13 protein-coding genes are annotated in these 17552 nt (G+C 63.3%); 1 reads left to right on the top strand and 12 read right to left on the bottom strand.

The annotated features are described in order from the left end of the window. The first annotated feature begins 513 nt into the window (after positions 1–513). Entirely contained in the window at positions 514–870 is a 357-nt protein-coding gene (locus tag KXV01_RS17585) for a hypothetical protein (RefSeq protein WP_180884453.1), read from the top strand. Between the two features lie 78 nt (positions 871–948). On the opposite strand, the gene KXV01_RS17580 is transcribed toward KXV01_RS17585, so the two are convergent. The 12 genes from KXV01_RS17580 to KXV01_RS17525 all read right to left on the bottom strand — a co-directional run bounded on the left by KXV01_RS17580 (position 949) and on the right by KXV01_RS17525 (position 17545). After that, on the bottom strand, positions 949–2850 hold the full coding sequence (locus tag KXV01_RS17580) for an ATP-dependent helicase (protein ID WP_263467975.1): 1902 nt from the start codon (positions 2848–2850) through the stop codon (positions 949–951). A gap of 1 nt (position 2851) precedes the next feature. Further along, positions 2852–4765, bottom strand: coding sequence for an AAA family ATPase (locus KXV01_RS17575; protein WP_263467974.1), 1914 nt, complete (start codon positions 4763–4765; stop codon positions 2852–2854). 247 nt (positions 4766–5012) lie between these two features. Further along, positions 5013–6578 carry a glutamine-hydrolyzing GMP synthase gene (gene guaA / locus KXV01_RS17570; RefSeq protein WP_019661318.1) on the bottom strand — a complete coding sequence of 522 codons (1566 nt, stop codon included), beginning with the start codon at positions 6576–6578 and terminating at the stop codon, positions 5013–5015. Beyond that, positions 6575–7054: a hypothetical protein gene (locus tag KXV01_RS17565; RefSeq protein WP_111190887.1), complete on the bottom strand. Its 480-nt coding sequence runs from the start codon at positions 7052–7054 to the stop codon at positions 6575–6577. The genes guaA and KXV01_RS17565 overlap by 4 nt, the downstream gene beginning before the upstream one ends. A 107-nt stretch (positions 7055–7161) precedes the next feature. Continuing rightward, complete coding sequence (gene guaB, locus KXV01_RS17560) at positions 7162–8619, bottom strand: IMP dehydrogenase (RefSeq protein ID WP_014036909.1); 1458 nt, start codon at positions 8617–8619, stop codon at positions 7162–7164. A gap of 233 nt (positions 8620–8852) precedes the next feature. Then, the gene (folD, locus tag KXV01_RS17555) at positions 8853–9731 is read right to left on the bottom strand and encodes a bifunctional methylenetetrahydrofolate dehydrogenase/methenyltetrahydrofolate cyclohydrolase FolD (RefSeq protein WP_111190846.1); all 879 of its coding nucleotides are present in this window, start codon (positions 9729–9731) and stop codon (positions 8853–8855) included. A 250-nt stretch (positions 9732–9981) separates the two neighbouring features. Further along, positions 9982–11814, bottom strand: coding sequence for a monovalent cation:proton antiporter-2 (CPA2) family protein (locus KXV01_RS17550; protein WP_263467972.1), 1833 nt, complete (start codon positions 11812–11814; stop codon positions 9982–9984). A 218-nt stretch (positions 11815–12032) separates the two neighbouring features. Next, the gene (gene moeB, locus KXV01_RS17545; protein WP_049438679.1) at positions 12033–13175 is read right to left on the bottom strand and encodes a molybdopterin-synthase adenylyltransferase MoeB; all 1143 of its coding nucleotides are present in this window, start codon (positions 13173–13175) and stop codon (positions 12033–12035) included. 175 nt (positions 13176–13350) lie between these two features. Beyond that, a complete protein-coding gene (der, locus tag KXV01_RS17540) occupies positions 13351–14748 on the bottom strand; it encodes a ribosome biogenesis GTPase Der (RefSeq protein WP_019661312.1) in 1398 nt (465 codons plus the stop codon). 15 nt (positions 14749–14763) lie between these two features. Next, a complete protein-coding gene (gene bamB, locus KXV01_RS17535) occupies positions 14764–15972 on the bottom strand; it encodes an outer membrane protein assembly factor BamB (RefSeq protein ID WP_099487863.1) in 1209 nt (402 codons plus the stop codon). Beyond that, positions 15972–16610, bottom strand: a complete 639-nt coding sequence (locus KXV01_RS17530; protein WP_049413005.1) for a tetratricopeptide repeat protein — start codon at positions 16608–16610, stop codon at positions 15972–15974. The genes bamB and KXV01_RS17530 overlap by 1 nt, the downstream gene beginning before the upstream one ends. A 65-nt stretch (positions 16611–16675) precedes the next feature. Next, on the bottom strand, positions 16676–17545 hold the full coding sequence (locus KXV01_RS17525; RefSeq protein WP_180880018.1) for a RodZ domain-containing protein: 870 nt from the start codon (positions 17543–17545) through the stop codon (positions 16676–16678). Between the last annotated feature and the right edge of the window lie 7 nt (positions 17546–17552).

Below are 17552 nucleotides of genomic sequence, written 5' to 3'. Positions count from 1 at the left end.
GAACCGATTTTCGGGGTGTGCGGTCTGTCGGGTGCCGCTGCCTGCCGAAGCAGACTAAGAACTGTTGCAAAGAAGACCGTCGCGCTATTCGCTTGTGGCGTGGGCGATTGCGCCAGTTTGATTCGCCATCAGCAGAGCAGCTGCGCGAATGCGTCCGGCGGTGTCGCGTGCTGCACGAATGGTGCGTGCAACAATAGTTCTTCGCTCTCGGATTCAGAGATTCCTTAGCGAATTTCTATTGGCATTCGAAGCGGCTGCGTAAACACCATGGCGCGCCACCGACAACGGGTGGCAGCGGGCGTCCAAACCCGAGACAGATAGTTGTTTACGCTTGCCCGTCGGCACCGTCCTTAACCGGTGCCGGCGGGCAATCCGTCGGCCTTTATGGCGGACGGTGCGTGGGGGTCTTCGGACCCGCCGGTTATTGACAACTGTCTGTCCCGGTTTGGAACCCGCACCGTCCGCCACCTCTTCGCGGTGGCGCTGTTAAGCACAGCCACGGAAGCCGACGCCATGAACGAATCCGACACCTTCTCTTCGTACACCGTTGTTGAACCCATCAACGACGACACTCCCCTGCCCGACCTGAACTCCCTGCTCGGCATTCTCAAGCGCATGCGCGGCTGCGAGGGTGCTGATGGGCATCCTTGGCCGGAAACGGATGTGTCACCCGGTCGCCGCGTGAGCCTCGCGAGAACCGAGCGAGCGTTGGTGGGACTGCTGACGGTGTTGGAGGTGCTGCACGCGGCAGACCGCTGCCGGGTGGCAGCGGAGCCGGAACGACATCTGGATGAAGGGGTCGTGGATGGCTTGTTTCTGGCTTGCCGGGGGCTGGTTGAGTGGGCATGTCACGAGGTGAGGCCGGAGTAGCCAGCCAACTCAAAAGACGCGAAAGTTGCAAATGAATGCACCCTCTTCTTCCGAGGGTGCCCATGCTATTTCGCCTATTTAGGATTGCACGGGAAACCCCATTTCCGCCAGAAACCTAGAGGGGCTCTTCGCGTAACCACGATATCGCTTGGCACGAGTTAACACCAACTGTTCCTTTGCCCTCGTTATCGCAACAAAGCAGTTACGGCGCTCCTCCTCCAACTCCTGACTATCTGCGCCAGCCTTCAGGCTAAAGTAGGAAGGAAGAACTTCCTCAGCAAGACCAATCAGAATCACCAGATCAAACTCTTTCCCTTTAGCACCGTGTATGGTCATCAGCGAGACCGTCTCCTTCGGAACTGGGGGTTCTTTCGATTGCAGCGCCATATGCTGCAAGAACTGATCAAGCGGAAGATTCCTTCCATAGGTTGTTGAGATGCTTCTCGACAGCGACTTCCAAGCCCTCGCATCCTCAGCAAGATCACTTTGCTCATCCGTCGGCACTCCGAACGTACCCGAGATGTCAGCAACAAAGCCAAGATACTTACTTAGATCCGCACTCAGCTCATAAATCTTCCGAGCAATCTCAGAAAGCCACTGTTCTGGCGCCCCCGATAGCAACAGCAGCCATTCATCAAGTAGAGATCGCGTAGAACCCTCCGCAGCCGACGCAATTAGATCCGAAGAGTACTTTGTCCCGTGCATGCGATTGAATGAGGAAATCATGCTGTCAAAATTCCTCCTGTCCTGAGGCCGAACGGTCTGCCTAAGCACAGCGTGAAGCCAGCAGTACTGCGGGGAGAGAAAATCGTCACGACGCTGCGAGATCACGCAATTCACATTGAGCGCCTTTAGCGAGGACTGCACACCTTCCAACAAGGCCTTGGTACGCGCAATCACAGCGATCTCTCCCCGCGCCGATTTCGGTTTTGACGCAACGAGGGAAGCCACTGCGCCAGCTTCCTCCTGATCGTTTTCATAAGCGCCAATCAATATTGACTGATCTTGTGGGACCTGAAGCTCGACCTTCCCGGCCACCAAAGGCAACTTGGATTGAGTGCGATTTACATTGTGACGAACCAGATTGTTCGCAGCATTAACTATCGCTGGAGGACACCTATAGTTAGTGGGAAGCTGAATCAGCGAGGGGGTGAAATCCTCCTTAAACTTAAGGAGTTGCGCAAAACTGGCACCATTCCACTGATATATTATTTGATCATCATCGGCCACCACAAACACATTTCCAAAGGCGTCGCCCGCAAGCGCCTTCAAAAATTTGTACTGGGCTCGATTCGTGTCTTGGAATTCGTCGACGAGCCAGTATTTGTATGTCTTTCGATACCTTGCGGCGATGCCATCAAAGCTACTAACCAGTTGATAAGCCTTAAGCATTAATGAATTAAAATCAAGTACACGAGCTCGCTTCAACTCATCTTCGTAAGCCTGGTACACCCGCGCAATATTCTCCCCCTCTTGCGGATCTTTGAACTTCCCCGCTGCCTGAGGAACATCGATAAGCAAACCCTTCAACTTATCAATCAACTGGAGATAGCGCACTAACGATCCATCATTCATCGCGCCAGCAGAACGGCGAAGGCCGTCCTTGAGAAGCTCCTTTCGATCCGCGTCTTGGGAATAGATTGTAAAATCACTGGGCACTCCTATATGAGAACCGTGCTGCTGCAACATCTGCATACAGAATGAATGGAACGTTCCAATCTGTGCCCGCTCTTCCAAACCATTGCAGAGGAGGTTGAGCCGAGCCTGCATCTCGTCAGCGGCCTTGTTTGTGAAAGTCAGGCCCAGCACCCGGAAAGCCTTTCCTTCAGATTCCCTAAGTATCCTCGCAATGCGGCTGGTTAGCACACGGGTCTTGCCCGAGCCAGGCCCGGCCAACACCAGCAACGCGCCCTCATCCCAATTCACCGCGTCGCGCTGAGCTTCCGTTAGTGTCTCGTATTGCTCCTCATATGCGTCCATATCAGTTCAAGTCCCGAAGTCGTTGAATCGCAGAAACAAACTTGCTTGGCATGGTAGCCACGATTTCTTTCTTTGCCGCGAGCCTCTTGCTCAACTCTACGGCCAAACGGGTCTTCTTGCTCTTCAAATGGGCCAATAGCTGCTCCTTTGATGCTGTGGCGGCATCTCGCAGGCCAAACTCAGCACCAATTGACCTCAGCAGCTCCTCATTCCCCAAAGCATACAGCTCCTGCTCAAGATCTCCGTGCTCATGCATAGCGCAGCGCAGGGCAACTTCCTCATCAGAAAACCCCTGCCCTGATATTGAACCAATATATTTTTCGCCTGCCGCACCTCTATCGAAGACCCCCAGCCATGGGATACGTAGCGCACGCGCCAGCACACAGAAGTTTGAGGGACTTCCATTGTTCTGGGCATCTATAACGGAGACTCCATGAGCATCCAGCGAATAGTCTAGCGCTTCACCTATCGCATGCATAAGAATGTAGTCACTCTGGCCTTCAACAATCAGCCACCGCTTGGCAAAGAATATTTCGCCACGAATTCGCCGCGCGTGTTCCTCTAGGTCGGCAAGAACCTCATCTGAAACATAGTTCTGAGATTCAAAATAGGCCGAATCAATTCGCGCGCCAATAAGCTCATGATCCGCGTGATTTCGATAAATAGCCATCAAATCCCTGCGATGATTTTGGTGCATTTTTCCTGAAACAATTAGACGCTGCGTAGTTTTTTCGTACTGCAGATCACGCTGCCGCCTTTCCACGAAAGCACTAATTTCATCAACGAATGGTAGATCGATCTCGTAGCTAGAGGGGAGAGAGCTGAACGATGTACCCTTCGCGTCTGTTCTTATCAGACGCAAGTCTCTGAACGGAACGTTCTGTACAAAATAAGGAGAATGCGTGGTAACGATCTTCTGACCGGGCAGGTCTGATACATGCCTCCACAACGTACGTGCCGCCTGCGGATGAAGATGAGTCTCCGGCTCCTCTAACGCTAAGAATGGCTTACTGTCCGCGTGGAATAGCTCCCCAAGAAGCTCATCTACGAATGCATGGAACAGGAACAGAACTGAAAGACTCTGAACTCCTCGGCCGTGCCTGTTGAGCGGCAACCACGGATGGGCCTGGGACGTCTTCAGTATAACTTGAGCCCTCGATATGAGGTCCCAAGCTTTTAGCGGAACCATCCTGATGCCGACAGCCCCCGGATCATCCTCCATCGCTACGCGACCAACACCCTCCAGCGTTTCCGCGATACTAGCGATTTTTGGATCTGCATCTAACAGGCGGCGATTTAATCTATCAAGCACCTGCTGCGATCTCTTCGATAGGGCTTGCGGAATATTTACTGAACGAAGCAGCCTACCCCAGAACTGAGACCGGGCAGCGAACTCGTCATCCGCGTCTCGTAGCGCATCGAGATAAAAGACAGGGATGTATTCGAAAAATCGACTCATGTTAATGAGACGGGCACCCTTCCCCTTCAACGGAAGCCTGTCCGACCCTAAAAATTCCCATTTAGGAATATAGCTCTCTTCCGCCTCAGCCCAAGAGCAACTTACCTTCATTATTACAGACACGCGATTGGTCACAGGATCGACCTGGAGAATATCTTCGAGATCCGCCTGGAGATCCTCACCCCATTCCCCAGCAACTTGTTCTGTTAGTTCAATTTCTATTTCAATTGGCGGCGCCTGCCGTGGGTCGCTGTCATCCTGACTAAGACGGCAGTCGTACTCAGTAAAGCCGGTGCCGCGCTGCCCCCATCTACGCGTAAGCGCGATTCGAAGAGCCTCCAGAATTGCGGTTTTTCCAGAGTTGTTCGGCCCAATGAGAACCGTAGTCTTCGCGAGCGGCAAATCAATCTCACGGATAGATCGAAAGTTCCTTATCTTCAAGCGCGTGATATGCACTACTGATCTCCTGTACGCCCCCTGCGTAACTCAATCATAGATTGATAGACGACTGCGGACTAGACGAATCGACACTCTCCTTCTTGGATGATTGGTCTAAAGTGCCCGCGACTCAATCATCTGACGACGCGCACTCACCTCAACAACGCGCACGCACCAATTTCCGATACTCGACCTTACCAGTCTGGACATTAGCCTCGCCCCTTAAAAAAATAAGGGCGCCTCTCGGCGCCCTCGTTCTTTCAACTCATTCCCACTCAATAGTCGCCGGCGGCTTCCCCGAGATGTCATAGACAACCCTTGAAACCCCCCGCAACTCATTGATGATCCGGTTGCTCACCGTCCCCAGGAACTCATACGGCAGATGTGCCCAGTGCGCCGTCATGAAGTCAATCGTCTCCACCGCACGCAGCGCAATCACCCACTCATAAGCGCGCGCGTCGCCCACCACGCCCACCGACTTCACCGGCAGGAACACGGCAAACGCCTGGCTGGTCTTGTCGTACAGGTCCGCCTTGCGCAACTCATCAATGAAGATGGCATCGGCCTTGGCCAGCAGCTCGGCGTATTCGCGCTTCACTTCGCCCAGGATGCGCACGCCCAGGCCCGGGCCCGGGAACGGATGGCGGTAGACCATGGTGCGCGGCAGGCCCAGCTCAACGCCCAGGCGGCGCACTTCATCCTTGAACAGCTCGCGCAGCGGCTCCACCAGGCCCAGCTTCATGTGCTCCGGCAGGCCGCCCACGTTGTGGTGGCTCTTGATCACATGCGCCTTGCCGGTCTTGCTGCCGGCCGACTCGATCACGTCCGGGTAGATGGTGCCCTGCGCCAGCCACTTGGCGTTCTTCAGCTTGCTCGACTCTTCGTCGAAGATCTCAACGAACAGGTTGCCGATGATCTTGCGCTTGGCTTCCGGGTCGCTCACGCCTTCCAGCGCGGCGAAGTAACGGTCGGCGGCGTTCACGCGAACGACCTTCACGCCCATGTGCTCGGCGAACATCGCCATCACCTGGTCGCCTTCCTGCCAGCGCAGCAGGCCGGTATCCACGAACACGCAGGTCAGCTTCTCGCCGATGGCCTTGTGCAGCAGCGCGGCCACAACGGACGAATCGACGCCGCCGGACAGGCCCAGGATCACCTCGTCATCGCCCACCTGTTCGCGCACGCGGGCGATCTGGTCGTCGATGATGTTGGCGGCGGTCCACAGGGTCTGGCAGCCGCACACGTCCACCACGAAGCGGCGCAGCAGCGCCTGGCCCTGCAGGGTGTGGGTCACTTCCGGGTGGAACTGCACGCCGTACCAGCGCTTTTCCTCATTGGCCATGGCGGCCACCGGAATGCGGTCGGTGGTGGCGGTGATGGTGAAGCCGGGCGGCGCAACGGAGACGTGGTCGCCGTGGCTCATCCAGACATTCAGCTTCGGCTCGCCGCCATGGTCGCTCAGGCCCTTGAACAGTGCATCGGGGTTGATCACGTTCACTTCGGCGTGGCCGAATTCGCGCTGGTCAGCCGCTTCGGTGGCACCGCCCAGCTGGGCGGCCAGGGTCTGCATGCCGTAGCAGATGCCGAAGATCGGCAGGCCGCTGTCGAACACTTCCTGCGGCGCGGCCGGCGCACCCGGCAGCGTGGTCGATTCCGGGCCACCGGACAGGATGATGCCCTTGGCGCCGAACGCGGCGATCTCGGCCGGGTTGTGGTCCCACGCCCAGATTTCGCAGTAGACGCCCAGCTCGCGGATGCGGCGGGCGATCAGCTGCGTGTACTGCGCGCCGAAATCGAGGATGAGGATCTTGTCGTTATGGATGTTGGTCATGGTGCCGTTCCAGTGGTGTTTTTCGCAGCGCCCGGCGCTTCAAGGCTCTGCGTCAGCGTGGCGATGAACGCCTCGCGTTGTTGAATATGTGAGGGGTCTTCCTCGTCCCAGCGCAGCATCAGCAGGCCCTGTGGCGCCTGCCGGTTGTTGGGGTCAGCGCGCGGCAGATCCGCGACTTCCTGCACTTCGGTGCCGGGCACGAAACGCCGTTGCAGGGCGCGCATGGGGTAGCCGGATTGTTCGGGGTCGCCCCATGCGACGAAGCGCACGTTCATCCGGCTCGGCTCCAGCGGCCCCAGCTCTGCGACCACCCGGGGATCTTCAAAGAGGTGGCCCAGTCCGGTAACGCACTGCAGGACCACCTGCAGCGGGCGCACACCCGTGCCCTTCAGCAGCCAGCGCTGCTCGCCGGCCGCCTCCATGTGCCAGCCTTCCGGCAGGGAGAATGAATTCTGGCACTTCTGCACGTCCTGCAATTGCGAAACCGCCGCGCCCGGAGACCCGGAGCGCGGCGGCGGTTCGGACACCGAACAGCCTGCCATTAGCAGGCTGCCCGTAATCGCAAGAGCAGTTCGCAAGCGCATCAGGCGCGGTAGTTCGGCGGCTCTTTGGTGATGGTCACGTCGTGGACGTGGCTCTCACGCTGGCCGGCGCCGCTGATCTTCACGAACTTGGGCTTGCTGCGCATCTCGTCGATGGTGGCGCAGCCCACGTAGCCCATGGTGGCGCGCAGGCCGCCCATCAGCTGGTGGATGATGCCGCCCACCGGGCCGCGGTACGGCACGCGGCCTTCGATGCCTTCCGGCACCAGCTTGTCGGCGGTGGCGGCGTCCTGGAAGTAGCGGTCCTTCGACCCCTTCTCCATCGCAGCCAGCGAACCCATGCCGCGGTAGCTCTTGTACGAACGGCCCTGGTACAGCTCGGTCTCGCCCGGCGATTCCTCGGTACCGGCCAGCAGGCCACCGACCATGATGGTCGAGGCACCGGCGGCCAGCGCCTTGCCGATGTCGCCCGAGTAGCGGATGCCACCGTCGGCGATCAGCGGGATGCGGTCCTGCAGGGCTTCGGCCACCAGGTCGATGGCGGTGACCTGCGGCACGCCGACGCCGGCGACGACGCGGGTGGTGCAGATCGAGCCCGGGCCGATGCCGACCTTCACTGCGTCCGCGCCGCTGTCCAGCAGCGCCAGTGCGGCTTCGCCGGTGCAGATGTTGCCACCGATGACCTGCACGTTCGGGAAGTTCTTCTTGACCCAGCTGACGCGGTCCAGCACGCCCTGCGAGTGGCCGTGGGCGGTATCGACCACGATCACGTCCACGCCGGCGGCGACCAGCGCTTCCACGCGGCGATCGGTATCGCCACCCACGCCGACGGCAGCGCCGACCAGCAGGCGGGTCGACAGGTCCTTGGCAGCGTTCGGGAAGTCGGTGTTCTTCTGGATGTCCTTGACGGTGATCAGGCCACGCAGTTCGAACGAATCATTGACCACCAGCACCTTTTCGATGCGGTTGCGGTGCAGCAGCTGCAGCACTTCGTCAGACGCGGCGCCTTCTTTGACCGTGATCAGGCGATCCTTCTTGGTCATGATGTGGCGGACCGGATCGTCCAGCTCGGTCTCGAAGCGCATGTCGCGGTGGGTCACGATGCCGGCCAGCAGGCCGTCGCTGCCCACCACCGGCACGCCGGAGATGTTGTGCGCCTGGGTCAGGGCGAGCACGTCGCGGATGGTGGTTTCCGGGCCGACGGTGATCGGGTCGCGGATGACACCGGCCTCGAACTTCTTGACCTTGGCCACTTCCGCGGCCTGCTGTTCCAGGCTGAGATTCTTGTGGATGATGCCCATGCCGCCAAGCTGGGCCATGGCGATGGCCAGGCGGGCTTCGGTGACGGTATCCATGGCGGCGGACAGGATCGGAAGCTTCAGCTTCAGGTCTCGGGTCAACCGCGTTTCGAGGTTGACGTCCTTGGGCAGGATGGTCGAGTGGGCGGGGACGAGCGAGACGTCGTCGTAAGTGAGTGCTTCAGCCTGGATGCGCAGCATCGGCATACCCGAGATGTGGGGAAGCGCGACATTTTACCCCTTTCCAGGGGCCAAGAACAGCATTTTTGGTAGCCAGAATTGGAACTTCGCGCGACACAGTGTCGCACCCGCTCACCTGTAGAGCCGAGCCCACGCTCGGCTGCTTTCCGCCAGACCGCGATGAGCCGAGCATAGGCTCGGCTCTACAGCAGGCCCAAGGCCCGGCGCCGCCCTTGGAGGGCGCCAACAGCAGGTCAGCTCAGCGCTTCCGCCGCTTCCAGGGTGTTCTGCATCAGCGTGGCCACGGTCATCGGGCCCACGCCACCCGGCACCGGGGTGATCCAGCTCGCTCGCTGGGCGGCGGCGTCGAACCCAACGTCGCCCACCAGGCGGCCGTCGTCCAACCGATTGATACCGACGTCGATCACCACCGCGCCCGGCTTCACCCACTCGCCCGGCACGATGCCCGGGCGGCCCACCGCCACCACCAGGATGTCGGCGTTGCGCACGGCCTGCTCCAGCACGTCCTTGGGGGTGAACTTGTGGCAGCTGGTCACGGTGCAGCCGGCGATCAGCAGCTCCAGGCCCATCGGGCGACCCACGTGGTTGCTCACGCCCACGATGGTGGCGTTGCGGCCGCGCACCGGCTGGTCGGTGTGGCCCAGCAGCGTGGTGATGCCGCGCGGAGTGCACGGGCGCAGGCCGAACTCGCGCAGGGCCAGGTGACCGACGTTTTCCGGGTGGAAGCCGTCCACGTCCTTGCGCGGATCGATGCGCTGGATCAGCCGGCGCGCGTCGGGGATGCCCGGCAGCGGCAGCTGGATCAGGATGCCGTTGATCTTCGGATCGGCGTTGAGCTGGTCGATCAGCTCGAGCAGCTCGGCTTCGGTGGTGCCGGCCGGCAGATCGTAGTCGTGCGCCTCGATGCCGACCTTCTCAGCGGCACGGCGCTTGTTGCGCACGTACACGGTCGAGGCCGGGTCGCCACCGACCAGCACCACGGCCAGGCCCGGACGGCTGCCACCGGCGGCCACGCGGGCGTCGACGCGCACCTTCAGGCTGTCGAGCAGGTCCTCGGCGATACGGCGGCCATCAAGGATGCGGGCAGGATGCGGGGAGGCGGAATCGGTCATCGGGAGCGGGCGTGGGGCGGCGGGGACGCTATTGTCCCTGATTCAGGCCCCCTCGCCCACCGCCGGCTTCGGCGATCCCCCCACCTGCCTGGTAGTGCCGGCCGCTGGCCGGCAACCTCATGACGTCGGAACGTTTCCGTATCTGCCGGCTTCGGCAATTCCCCACACGGTAGTGCCGGCCGCTGGCCGGCACCCCCATGACGTCGGAACGATTCCGTATCTGCCGGCCAGCGGCCGGCACTACCGGGCTCTACTCTTCCTCTTCCGGCACGTCCTGCGGGTTCAGCGTCTTGCTCGCCCGCTTCGGCGCGGTGAACGGCGTCGGCGTCGGCACGCCCTGGCCGGAGTTGCCGAACAGCATCTTGGCGCCGGCATTCAAGCCACCACCGGCAATCTCCAGCTCGAAGCGCTCGGCATCGCGGCGACGGATCTGCTCGGCAATCTCCACCGCATCGTCTTCATCCGCACCCAGTTCCACCAGCGCGGCCTGGCCGAACAGCACCGCCGATTCAAACGTCTCGCGGATCTGGAAATCGACACCGGCATGGATCAGCCGCAGCGAATGCTCGCGGTCGAACGAGCGCACCATCAGCTTGGCCTGCGGGAACTCGTGCGACACCAGCTCAACAATGCGATCAGCCGCCTCGGCCTTGTCCACGCACACCGCAATCGCACGCGCGGTGGCCGCGCCCGAGGCATGCAGCACGTCCAGTCGCGTACCGTCGCCGTAATAGATCTTGAAGCCGAACCGCGCGGCGCTCTGGATCATCTCCACATCGTTGTCGATGATGGTCACGTCCACATCGCGCGCCAGCAGCGACTGGCTGGCAACCTGGCCGAAGCGGCCGAAGCCGATCAGCAGCACGCTGCCGGACAGGCCCTCGGCCTCGTCCACGCCGTCCATGTTTACCGTCGGCTTCGGCGCGATGCGCTTGTAGAGCAGCACCACCAGCGGGGTCAGCGCCATCGACAGCACCACCACGGCAGTGAAGTTGGCATTGATCTCCAGGTTGATCACGCCGGCCGATGCCGCGGCGGAGAACAGCACGAAGGCGAATTCGCCGCCCTGTGCCATCAGCACGCCACGGTCCAGCGCCTGCGCGTGGTCGCTGCCCATGATGCGTGCGACCACGTAGATGCACAGTGCCTTGGCTGCCATCAGCGCCAGCACCAGGCCGAGGATCAGCTGCCAGTTGCCAGCCACCACGCCCAGGTCCAGCGCCATGCCCACGCTGAGGAAGAACAGGCCGAGCAGGATGCCGCGGAACGGCTCGATGTCCGCCTCGATCTGATGGCGGAAGGTCGACTCGCTCAGCAGCACGCCGGCCAGGAACGCGCCCATCGCCATTGACAGGCCCGACAGCTGCATCAGCAGCGCCGCACCCAGCACCACCAGCAGCGCGGCGGCAGTCATCACCTCGCGCGCCTTCGATTCGGCCAGCACGCGGAACAACGGGTTGAGCAGGAAGCGGCCGACCAGCACCAGGCCGACGATGGCACCGACGCCGATCGCCACCGACAGCCAGCGCGAACCCTCGCCATCGGCACTGCCCGCACTGGGGCCCATCCACGCCACCAGCGCCAGCAACGGCACGATCAGCAGGTCTTCGAACAGCAGGATCGAAACGATCTTCTGCCCCGACGGCAGCGCGATGTCGCCGCGCTCGGCCAGCAGCTGCATCACCACTGCGGTGGAGGTGAGCACGAAGCCGGTGGCACCGATGAAGGCCACCTGCCACGGCAAGCCGAACAGCTTGGCGATGCTGGTCAGCACCAGCGCACAGGTGACGATCTGCAGCGTGCCCAGCCCGAAGATTTCCTTGCGCAGGCTCCACAGGTGCGAAGGCCGCATTTCCAGGCCGATCACGAACAGGAACATCACCACGCCGAGTTCGGCGGTATGCAGGATCGCCTGCGGGTCGGAGAACCAGCCCAGTCCGAACGGTCCGATCGCCAGGCCAGCGGCGAAGTAGCCCAGCACCGAGCCCAGGCCGGCCCGGCGGAACAAGGGCACCATCACCACCGCCGCGCCCAGCAGGGCGACGACCTTGACCAGCTCGCTGGTCGCTGCTTCTACCGCCATGCGGTGTGTTCCCCAAGATCCAGAATCGGGTTCAACAATAGAGCAATGCCGATGACGGCAATAGCACGCATGTTGCGCCGGATTGTCTTGAAGGTGGAACGATGGTGGGGGCCCGCCCCAGCATCATCCCGAAACCATTGCACGTCGCTGTAGCGCCGAGCCCACGCTCGGCTGCTTCTGCTGTGCGCGGGAAGCATCAGCCGAGCACGGGCTCGGCTCTACAGAGAGCCACCCCGGCAAAACGCGGCGTAATCGATATACCCCGGGAACGGCACGCCCGGCGCGCACACCGGGCAGTGCGGGTCCGGCCGGATGCCGGTCTCGCGGAAGCGCATGCCCAGCGCATCGAAGCGCAGCAGGCGGCCCACCAGCGGCTCGCCGATGCCCAGCAGCAGCTTCAGCACCTCGGTGGCCTGCAGCACGCCGGCCAACCCGGGCAGCACGCCCAGCACACCGGCCTCGGAACAGTTCGGCGCAAACTCCGGCGGCGGCGGCTCGGGGAACAGGCAGCGGTAGCACGGCGCCACGCCACGCTGGCGGCCAGCGTCAAACACGCTGACCTGGCCGTCGAAGCGCTCGATGGCGGCATACACCAACGGCTTGGCGTGCTTGATGCAGGCGTCGTTGAGCAGGTAGCGCAGCGGGAAGTTGTCCGAGCCGTCCAGCACCACGTCCACGCCCTCAAGCAGCGCGTCCACGTTCTCGGACGTGACCCGCTCGGGCACGGCCTCAACCTCGATCGACGGGTTCAACGCCAGCAGCCGCTCGCGCGCGGAATCGACCTTGAGCTGGCCGACGCTGGCTTCGGTATGCACGATCTGGCGATGCAGGTTGCTGCGCTCCACCCGATCGTGGTCGGCGAAACGCAGGTGCCCTACCCCGGCTGCCGCCAGGTAAAAACCGGCCGGCGCGCCCAAACCGCCCGCGCCCAGCACCAGCACGCGTGATTGCTGCAGCCGGCGCTGGCCGGCCTCGCCCACCTGCGGCAGCAGCAGGTGGCGCGAATAGCGATCATAGAAATCGCGGTCGGCGGCACTGGCCAGCGGCTGCACCAAGGGCAGCGACTGCTCGCGCCAGGCCACGGTGCCGCCCGTCACGGAAGCGACGCGGGTGTAGCCGGCCTCCAGCAGGCACTGCGCGGCATCGGCCGAGCGCTTGCCGCTCTGGCAGATCAGCAGGATCTCCTGGTCGTGCCGCGGCAGATGCGCGGCCGGGTCGGCCTGCAGCTCGCCCTTGGCCACGCCGCGCGCGCCCTCGGCCATCCCACCGGCCCGTTCGTGCGCCTCGCGCACATCGATCAGCACCGCGCCATGGGCCAGGCGCTCGCGCGCCTGCGCGGGGGAAAGCTCTTGGATGCTCATGGGCGCATTATCGCGCACGTGGCGGCAGGCCGCCTTGACCGATACCGGGAAACATAGGGTAGTGCCGGCCGCTGGCCGGCATGGCCATGAACGCGCGGGATGACGCGAGGTTGCCGGCCAGCGGCCGGCACTACCACAAACAAGAAAGGCGGCCCTGCGGCCGCCTTCCCGTGAATCACTTGCCCTTGACGTGCTTCATCAAGCGCCGCTTGGACTTGATCTGCCGCTCGGTGAGGACGTTCTTCTTGCCCTCGTACGGATTGGTACCCTCGCGGAAGATGAAGCTCACCGGCGTGCCGATCAGCTTGAAGCGCTTGCGGAAGAAGTTCTCCAGGTAGCGCTTGTACGACTCCTGCAGCTCCTTCAGGCGCGTGCCGTGCACGATGAAGGTCGGCGGGTTGGAACCGGCCGGGTGCACGTAGCGCAGCTTGGAGACATGGCCGCGGATGGTCGGCGGCGGGTTGGTCTCGTAGGCCACTTCCAGTGCCTTGTTCACTTCGCTGGTGGTGAAGGTCTTGTTCGCCGATTCGTGCGCGCGGTGCACCGCGCGGAACAGCTCGCGCAGGCCCGAGCCGTGCTTGGCCGAGATGCGCACGGACTCGGCCCACGGCACGAAGCCCAGCTTCAGCGACAGCATGGTTTCGGCCTGCTCGCGCTGGTACTCGGTCAGGCCATCCCACTTGTTGATGGCGATCACCAGCGCGCGGCCGGCATCGAGCACCGCACCGAGCACGGTCGCGTCCTGGTCGGTCACGCCTTCGGTGGCGTCGAGCATCAGCACGGCCACCTGGCACTGCTCGATCGACTGCATGGTCTTGACCACCGAGAACTTCTCGACGACCTCGTCCACGCGCGAACGGCGGCGCAGGCCGGCGGTATCGATCAGGCGGTACTCGCGGCCGTCACGCTCCAGGTCCACCGCGATCGAGTCGCGGGTGGTGCCCGGCACGTCGGAGGCGATCATGCGCTCCTCGCCGAGGATGCGGTTGACCAGGGTCGACTTGCCCACGTTCGGGCGGCCGACGAAGGCGATGCGGATGCGGTTCGGATCGTTGTCCAGCTCTTCGCCGCTGCCTTCTTCCGGCAGGCGCTGGATCACTTCGTCCAGCAGGTCGTCCAGGCCCTGGCGATGCGCGGCCGAGACGGTCAGCATCTCGCCGAAGCCGTAACGGGCGAACTCGGAACGCACGCTGTCCTCGTCGGTGCCGTCGATCTTGTTGATCAGCAGCAGCGTCGGGCGCGACAGCTTGCGCAGCCAGGCCAGGATCTCGTCGTCCAGCGCCGAGGTGCCCTCGCGGGCATCGACGACGAACAGGATCAGGTCCGCTTCGGCAGCCGCCGCACGCGCCTGGCGGGTGGTGGCACCGGCCAGGCCTTCGTCCTCACCGGCGATACCGCCGGTATCCACGACCAGGAAATGATTGTCCTCGTCGAGGCGGCAGACGCCGTAGTTGCGATCGCGGGTGACGCCGGGCTGGTCATGGACCAGGGCGTCACGCGTGCGGGTCAACGCATTGAAAATGGTCGACTTGCCGACATTCGGCCGTCCAACCAGGGCGACCAAAGGCAGCATCGCGATTACTCCGTATTAATTTGCCAACCGGAAGGCGGTCAGCTTGCCATCCACGTTCTGCACCAGCAGCACCCCGTCTGCGACGACCGGCTGGGCCAGCAGGGCATCACCACCGCTCTTTGCCCGTGCCGCCATCGCACCATCGGAGGCCTGCAACCAGTGCACGTATCCCTTGTAGTCGCCGACCACCACGTAGTCGCCCTGCAGCGCCGGGCCGGTCAGCGAACGACGGGCCAAGGCGGTCTGCGACCACATCGCTGCGCCGCTGGCCTTGTCCAGGCCGAACACGCCGCCCTTGTTGTCGGTGACGAACACATTGCCCGACGACACCGCCACGCCACCCGCACCACCATGGTCGCGCGCCCACAGCGGGCGACCGGTCGGGCCTTCGATGGCCATGGTCTGGTTCTTGAAGCTGCTCACGTAGAGGGTGTTGCCCTCCAGCACCGGCGCGCCGTCGACGTCAGCCATGCGCTCCAGCTCGGTACGGCCTTCGCCGTTGCCCAGGTTCTGCTCCCACAGGGTGCGGCCATCCTGCTGGGCCAGGGCCGCAACCGCGCCCTCGTCCTTGCCGATGAACAGCACGCCCGGGCCGGTCACCACCGGCGCATTGCCGCGCACGGTCAGCGCCGGCAGCTCGCTCGGGTTGAACCACTTCTGAGTGCCGTTGCCGACATCGAAGGCGGTTACGCGGCCGTCGTTGCTGCGCACGTAGACCATGCCCTGGGCAACGGCCGGCGCGGCGATCACTTCACCCGGAACACGGGCGCGCCACTTCTCGCTGCCGTCGTTGATGTCCAGCGCGATGACCTGGCCATCCAGCGTGCCGATCACGACCAGGTTCTCACCGACACCCGGGCCGCCGGACAGGCGCAGCCTGGCCTTCTTCTTTTCCTTCTTCGGCTCCCACGTCCAGACCTTCTTGCCGGTCTGCAGGTCGATGGCGTGCACGCCACCGGTGATCGCCGCAGCGAACACGTGGCCGTTGGCCACCGCCGGGCCCTGGCGCACACCGATGCGACGCTCGCCCTTGCCGAGGTTGACCGACCAGATCTTGCTGACCTTCACGGTCGGCTCGAACTTGACCAGCTCAGCCGGTTCCTGTGCCTTCTTCGCCGCCGCGTCCTTGCCGGCGAACCAGCCCTTCATGGTGCCGCAGCCGGTCAGGGCCATGCCCATCAGGAGCACGGTGGCGACGCGGGTGATCATGACCTTCTGACTCATCAAACCGACTCCGCAGGGGCGGCAACGGTGCCGCCGGCGTCCATAACCTTGGTTTCCAGCAGGCGCCGCTGGGGCGCCGCCACGTCCAGCGTCTTCAGCGCCTTCTCGTACTGTACGCGGGCCTCATCACGCTTGCCCTGCGCCATCAGCGCATCGCCATGGATTTCCAGGCTGCTGCTGTCGGTGGCGCTGCCCAGCAGCTTGATGGCCTCGTCGCTCTTGCCGGTGGCCACCAGCAGGCGGGCCACACGCTGGTCGACCACGCGCTGCAGGTCGCCTTCGACCTTCACGTTGCGCAGGGTGGCCAGTGCCTCTTCGTTCTTGCCGGCGTCGACCTGGGCCTTGGCCAGCTGCAGCGCCGCGAGGTCGCCGTAGATGCTGGACGGGCCGGCTTCGAGCGCCTTGACCGCCTTGGCGGCGTCGTCGAGCTTGTTCTGCTGCAGGCCCTGCAGGGCCTTCTGGTACTCGACGTTGGCCGAGGCCAGCTTGCTGCCCTGCTCCTTCTGGTACCACTGCCAGCCGGCAATGGCACCGATGGCGATGACTACGCCACCGAGGATGCTGGCGCCATTCTTCCGCAGCCAGCTGCGGACGCGTTCACTTTGTTCGTGCTCGTCGAGCAGATCGTCGATCGCCATGCGTACTCTCGCCCCGCCCGTCGGGAGGGACCATTGGGTTTAATCGAAGGTGGTGAAACCGCGCCTCAGTGCGAAACCGGGACTACGGAGCCTTCAGAGGATACCTGAAAGCGTGCCACGTTGGCTCGCTGGTAGGGGGTCAGATCGACGATAGCGCCGTTCTGCTGAACCTGGACCGCCGAGGCGTTGCCCAGGGTCACCCGGGTCACCTGGCCCGGCGTGAAGCTGCGGGTCTCGCCGGACTTGATCAGCGCCTTCTCGACGGTGCTGCCGTCCGGGCCGCCGATGTCGACCCAGCTGTCGCCGCTGAACTGCATTTCCAGCGCATTGCCGGCAGCCGGGGCCGGCGCCGGGCGCGGCACCGGGGCCAGCGAGGCGACGTAAGGGGTGGCCGCCGGCTTGCTGGCCGCGGCCGCGGTCGCTTCGGCCGGGGCGGCCGTCTCGCTACCGGCTGCGGACGGCGTGACCGGCACGGCGGCCGGGATCACGTCCAGCGAGGCGGTGCTCGGCGACGGGTTCGCGCTGCCGTCGAAGTGGCCACGGGTGGCGAACCACACCGGCACCGCCAGCACGGCGGTGATGCCGACATACAGCACGCGCCGGCCGAGGTTCTCGGCAATGCGGCGCGCACGGGGGGTATGGGTATGGCTGACCAGGGTGGGCGGAACCACCGGGCCGACCTGGGCCTGTTCCAGCAGCTCGCCCACGTCCACGTCGAGCAGGCGCGCATAGCTGCGCAGCTGGCCGCGCACGAACACCGGCGCCCCCAGCTTCTGCCATTGTTCTTCTTCCAGGGACTTGACCACCTGGACCGGCATGCGCAGGCGCGAGCCGACATCTTCGAGGGTCAGTCCGGCCGCTTCACGGGCCTGGCGCAGGCGGGTGCCGCAGCCGGCCGCAGTCTCGAGAGCGCTCACAGTCTGGTCATCAATCACAATGCAT

It is taken from the genome of Stenotrophomonas sp. Ps181 (genome assembly GCF_025697425.1).
Taxonomy (GTDB): Bacteria; Pseudomonadota; Gammaproteobacteria; order Xanthomonadales; family Xanthomonadaceae; genus Stenotrophomonas; species Stenotrophomonas sepilia.
This window is presented reverse-complemented; position numbering and strand designations above follow the sequence as displayed.

Bases quoted from the DNA above. Each gene is read 5' to 3' on its own strand.
- KXV01_RS17585 (WP_180884453.1), top strand. From the start codon at position 514: ATGAACGAATCCGACACCTTCTCTTCGTACACCGTTGTTGAACCCATC.
- KXV01_RS17580 (WP_263467975.1), bottom strand. From the start codon at position 2,850: ATGGACGCATATGAGGAGCAATACGAGACACTAACGGAAGCTCAGCGC.
- guaA (WP_019661318.1), bottom strand. From the start codon at position 6,578: ATGACCAACATCCATAACGACAAGATCCTCATCCTCGATTTCGGCGCG.
- guaB (WP_014036909.1), bottom strand. From the start codon at position 8,619: ATGCTGCGCATCCAGGCTGAAGCACTCACTTACGACGACGTCTCGCTC.
- folD (WP_111190846.1), bottom strand. From the start codon at position 9,731: ATGACCGATTCCGCCTCCCCGCATCCTGCCCGCATCCTTGATGGCCGC.
- KXV01_RS17550 (WP_263467972.1), bottom strand. From the start codon at position 11,814: ATGGCGGTAGAAGCAGCGACCAGCGAGCTGGTCAAGGTCGTCGCCCTG.
- moeB (WP_049438679.1), bottom strand. From the start codon at position 13,175: ATGAGCATCCAAGAGCTTTCCCCCGCGCAGGCGCGCGAGCGCCTGGCC.
- der (WP_019661312.1), bottom strand. From the start codon at position 14,748: ATGCTGCCTTTGGTCGCCCTGGTTGGACGGCCGAATGTCGGCAAGTCG.
- bamB (WP_099487863.1), bottom strand. From the start codon at position 15,972: ATGAGTCAGAAGGTCATGATCACCCGCGTCGCCACCGTGCTCCTGATG.
- KXV01_RS17530 (WP_049413005.1), bottom strand. From the start codon at position 16,610: ATGGCGATCGACGATCTGCTCGACGAGCACGAACAAAGTGAACGCGTC.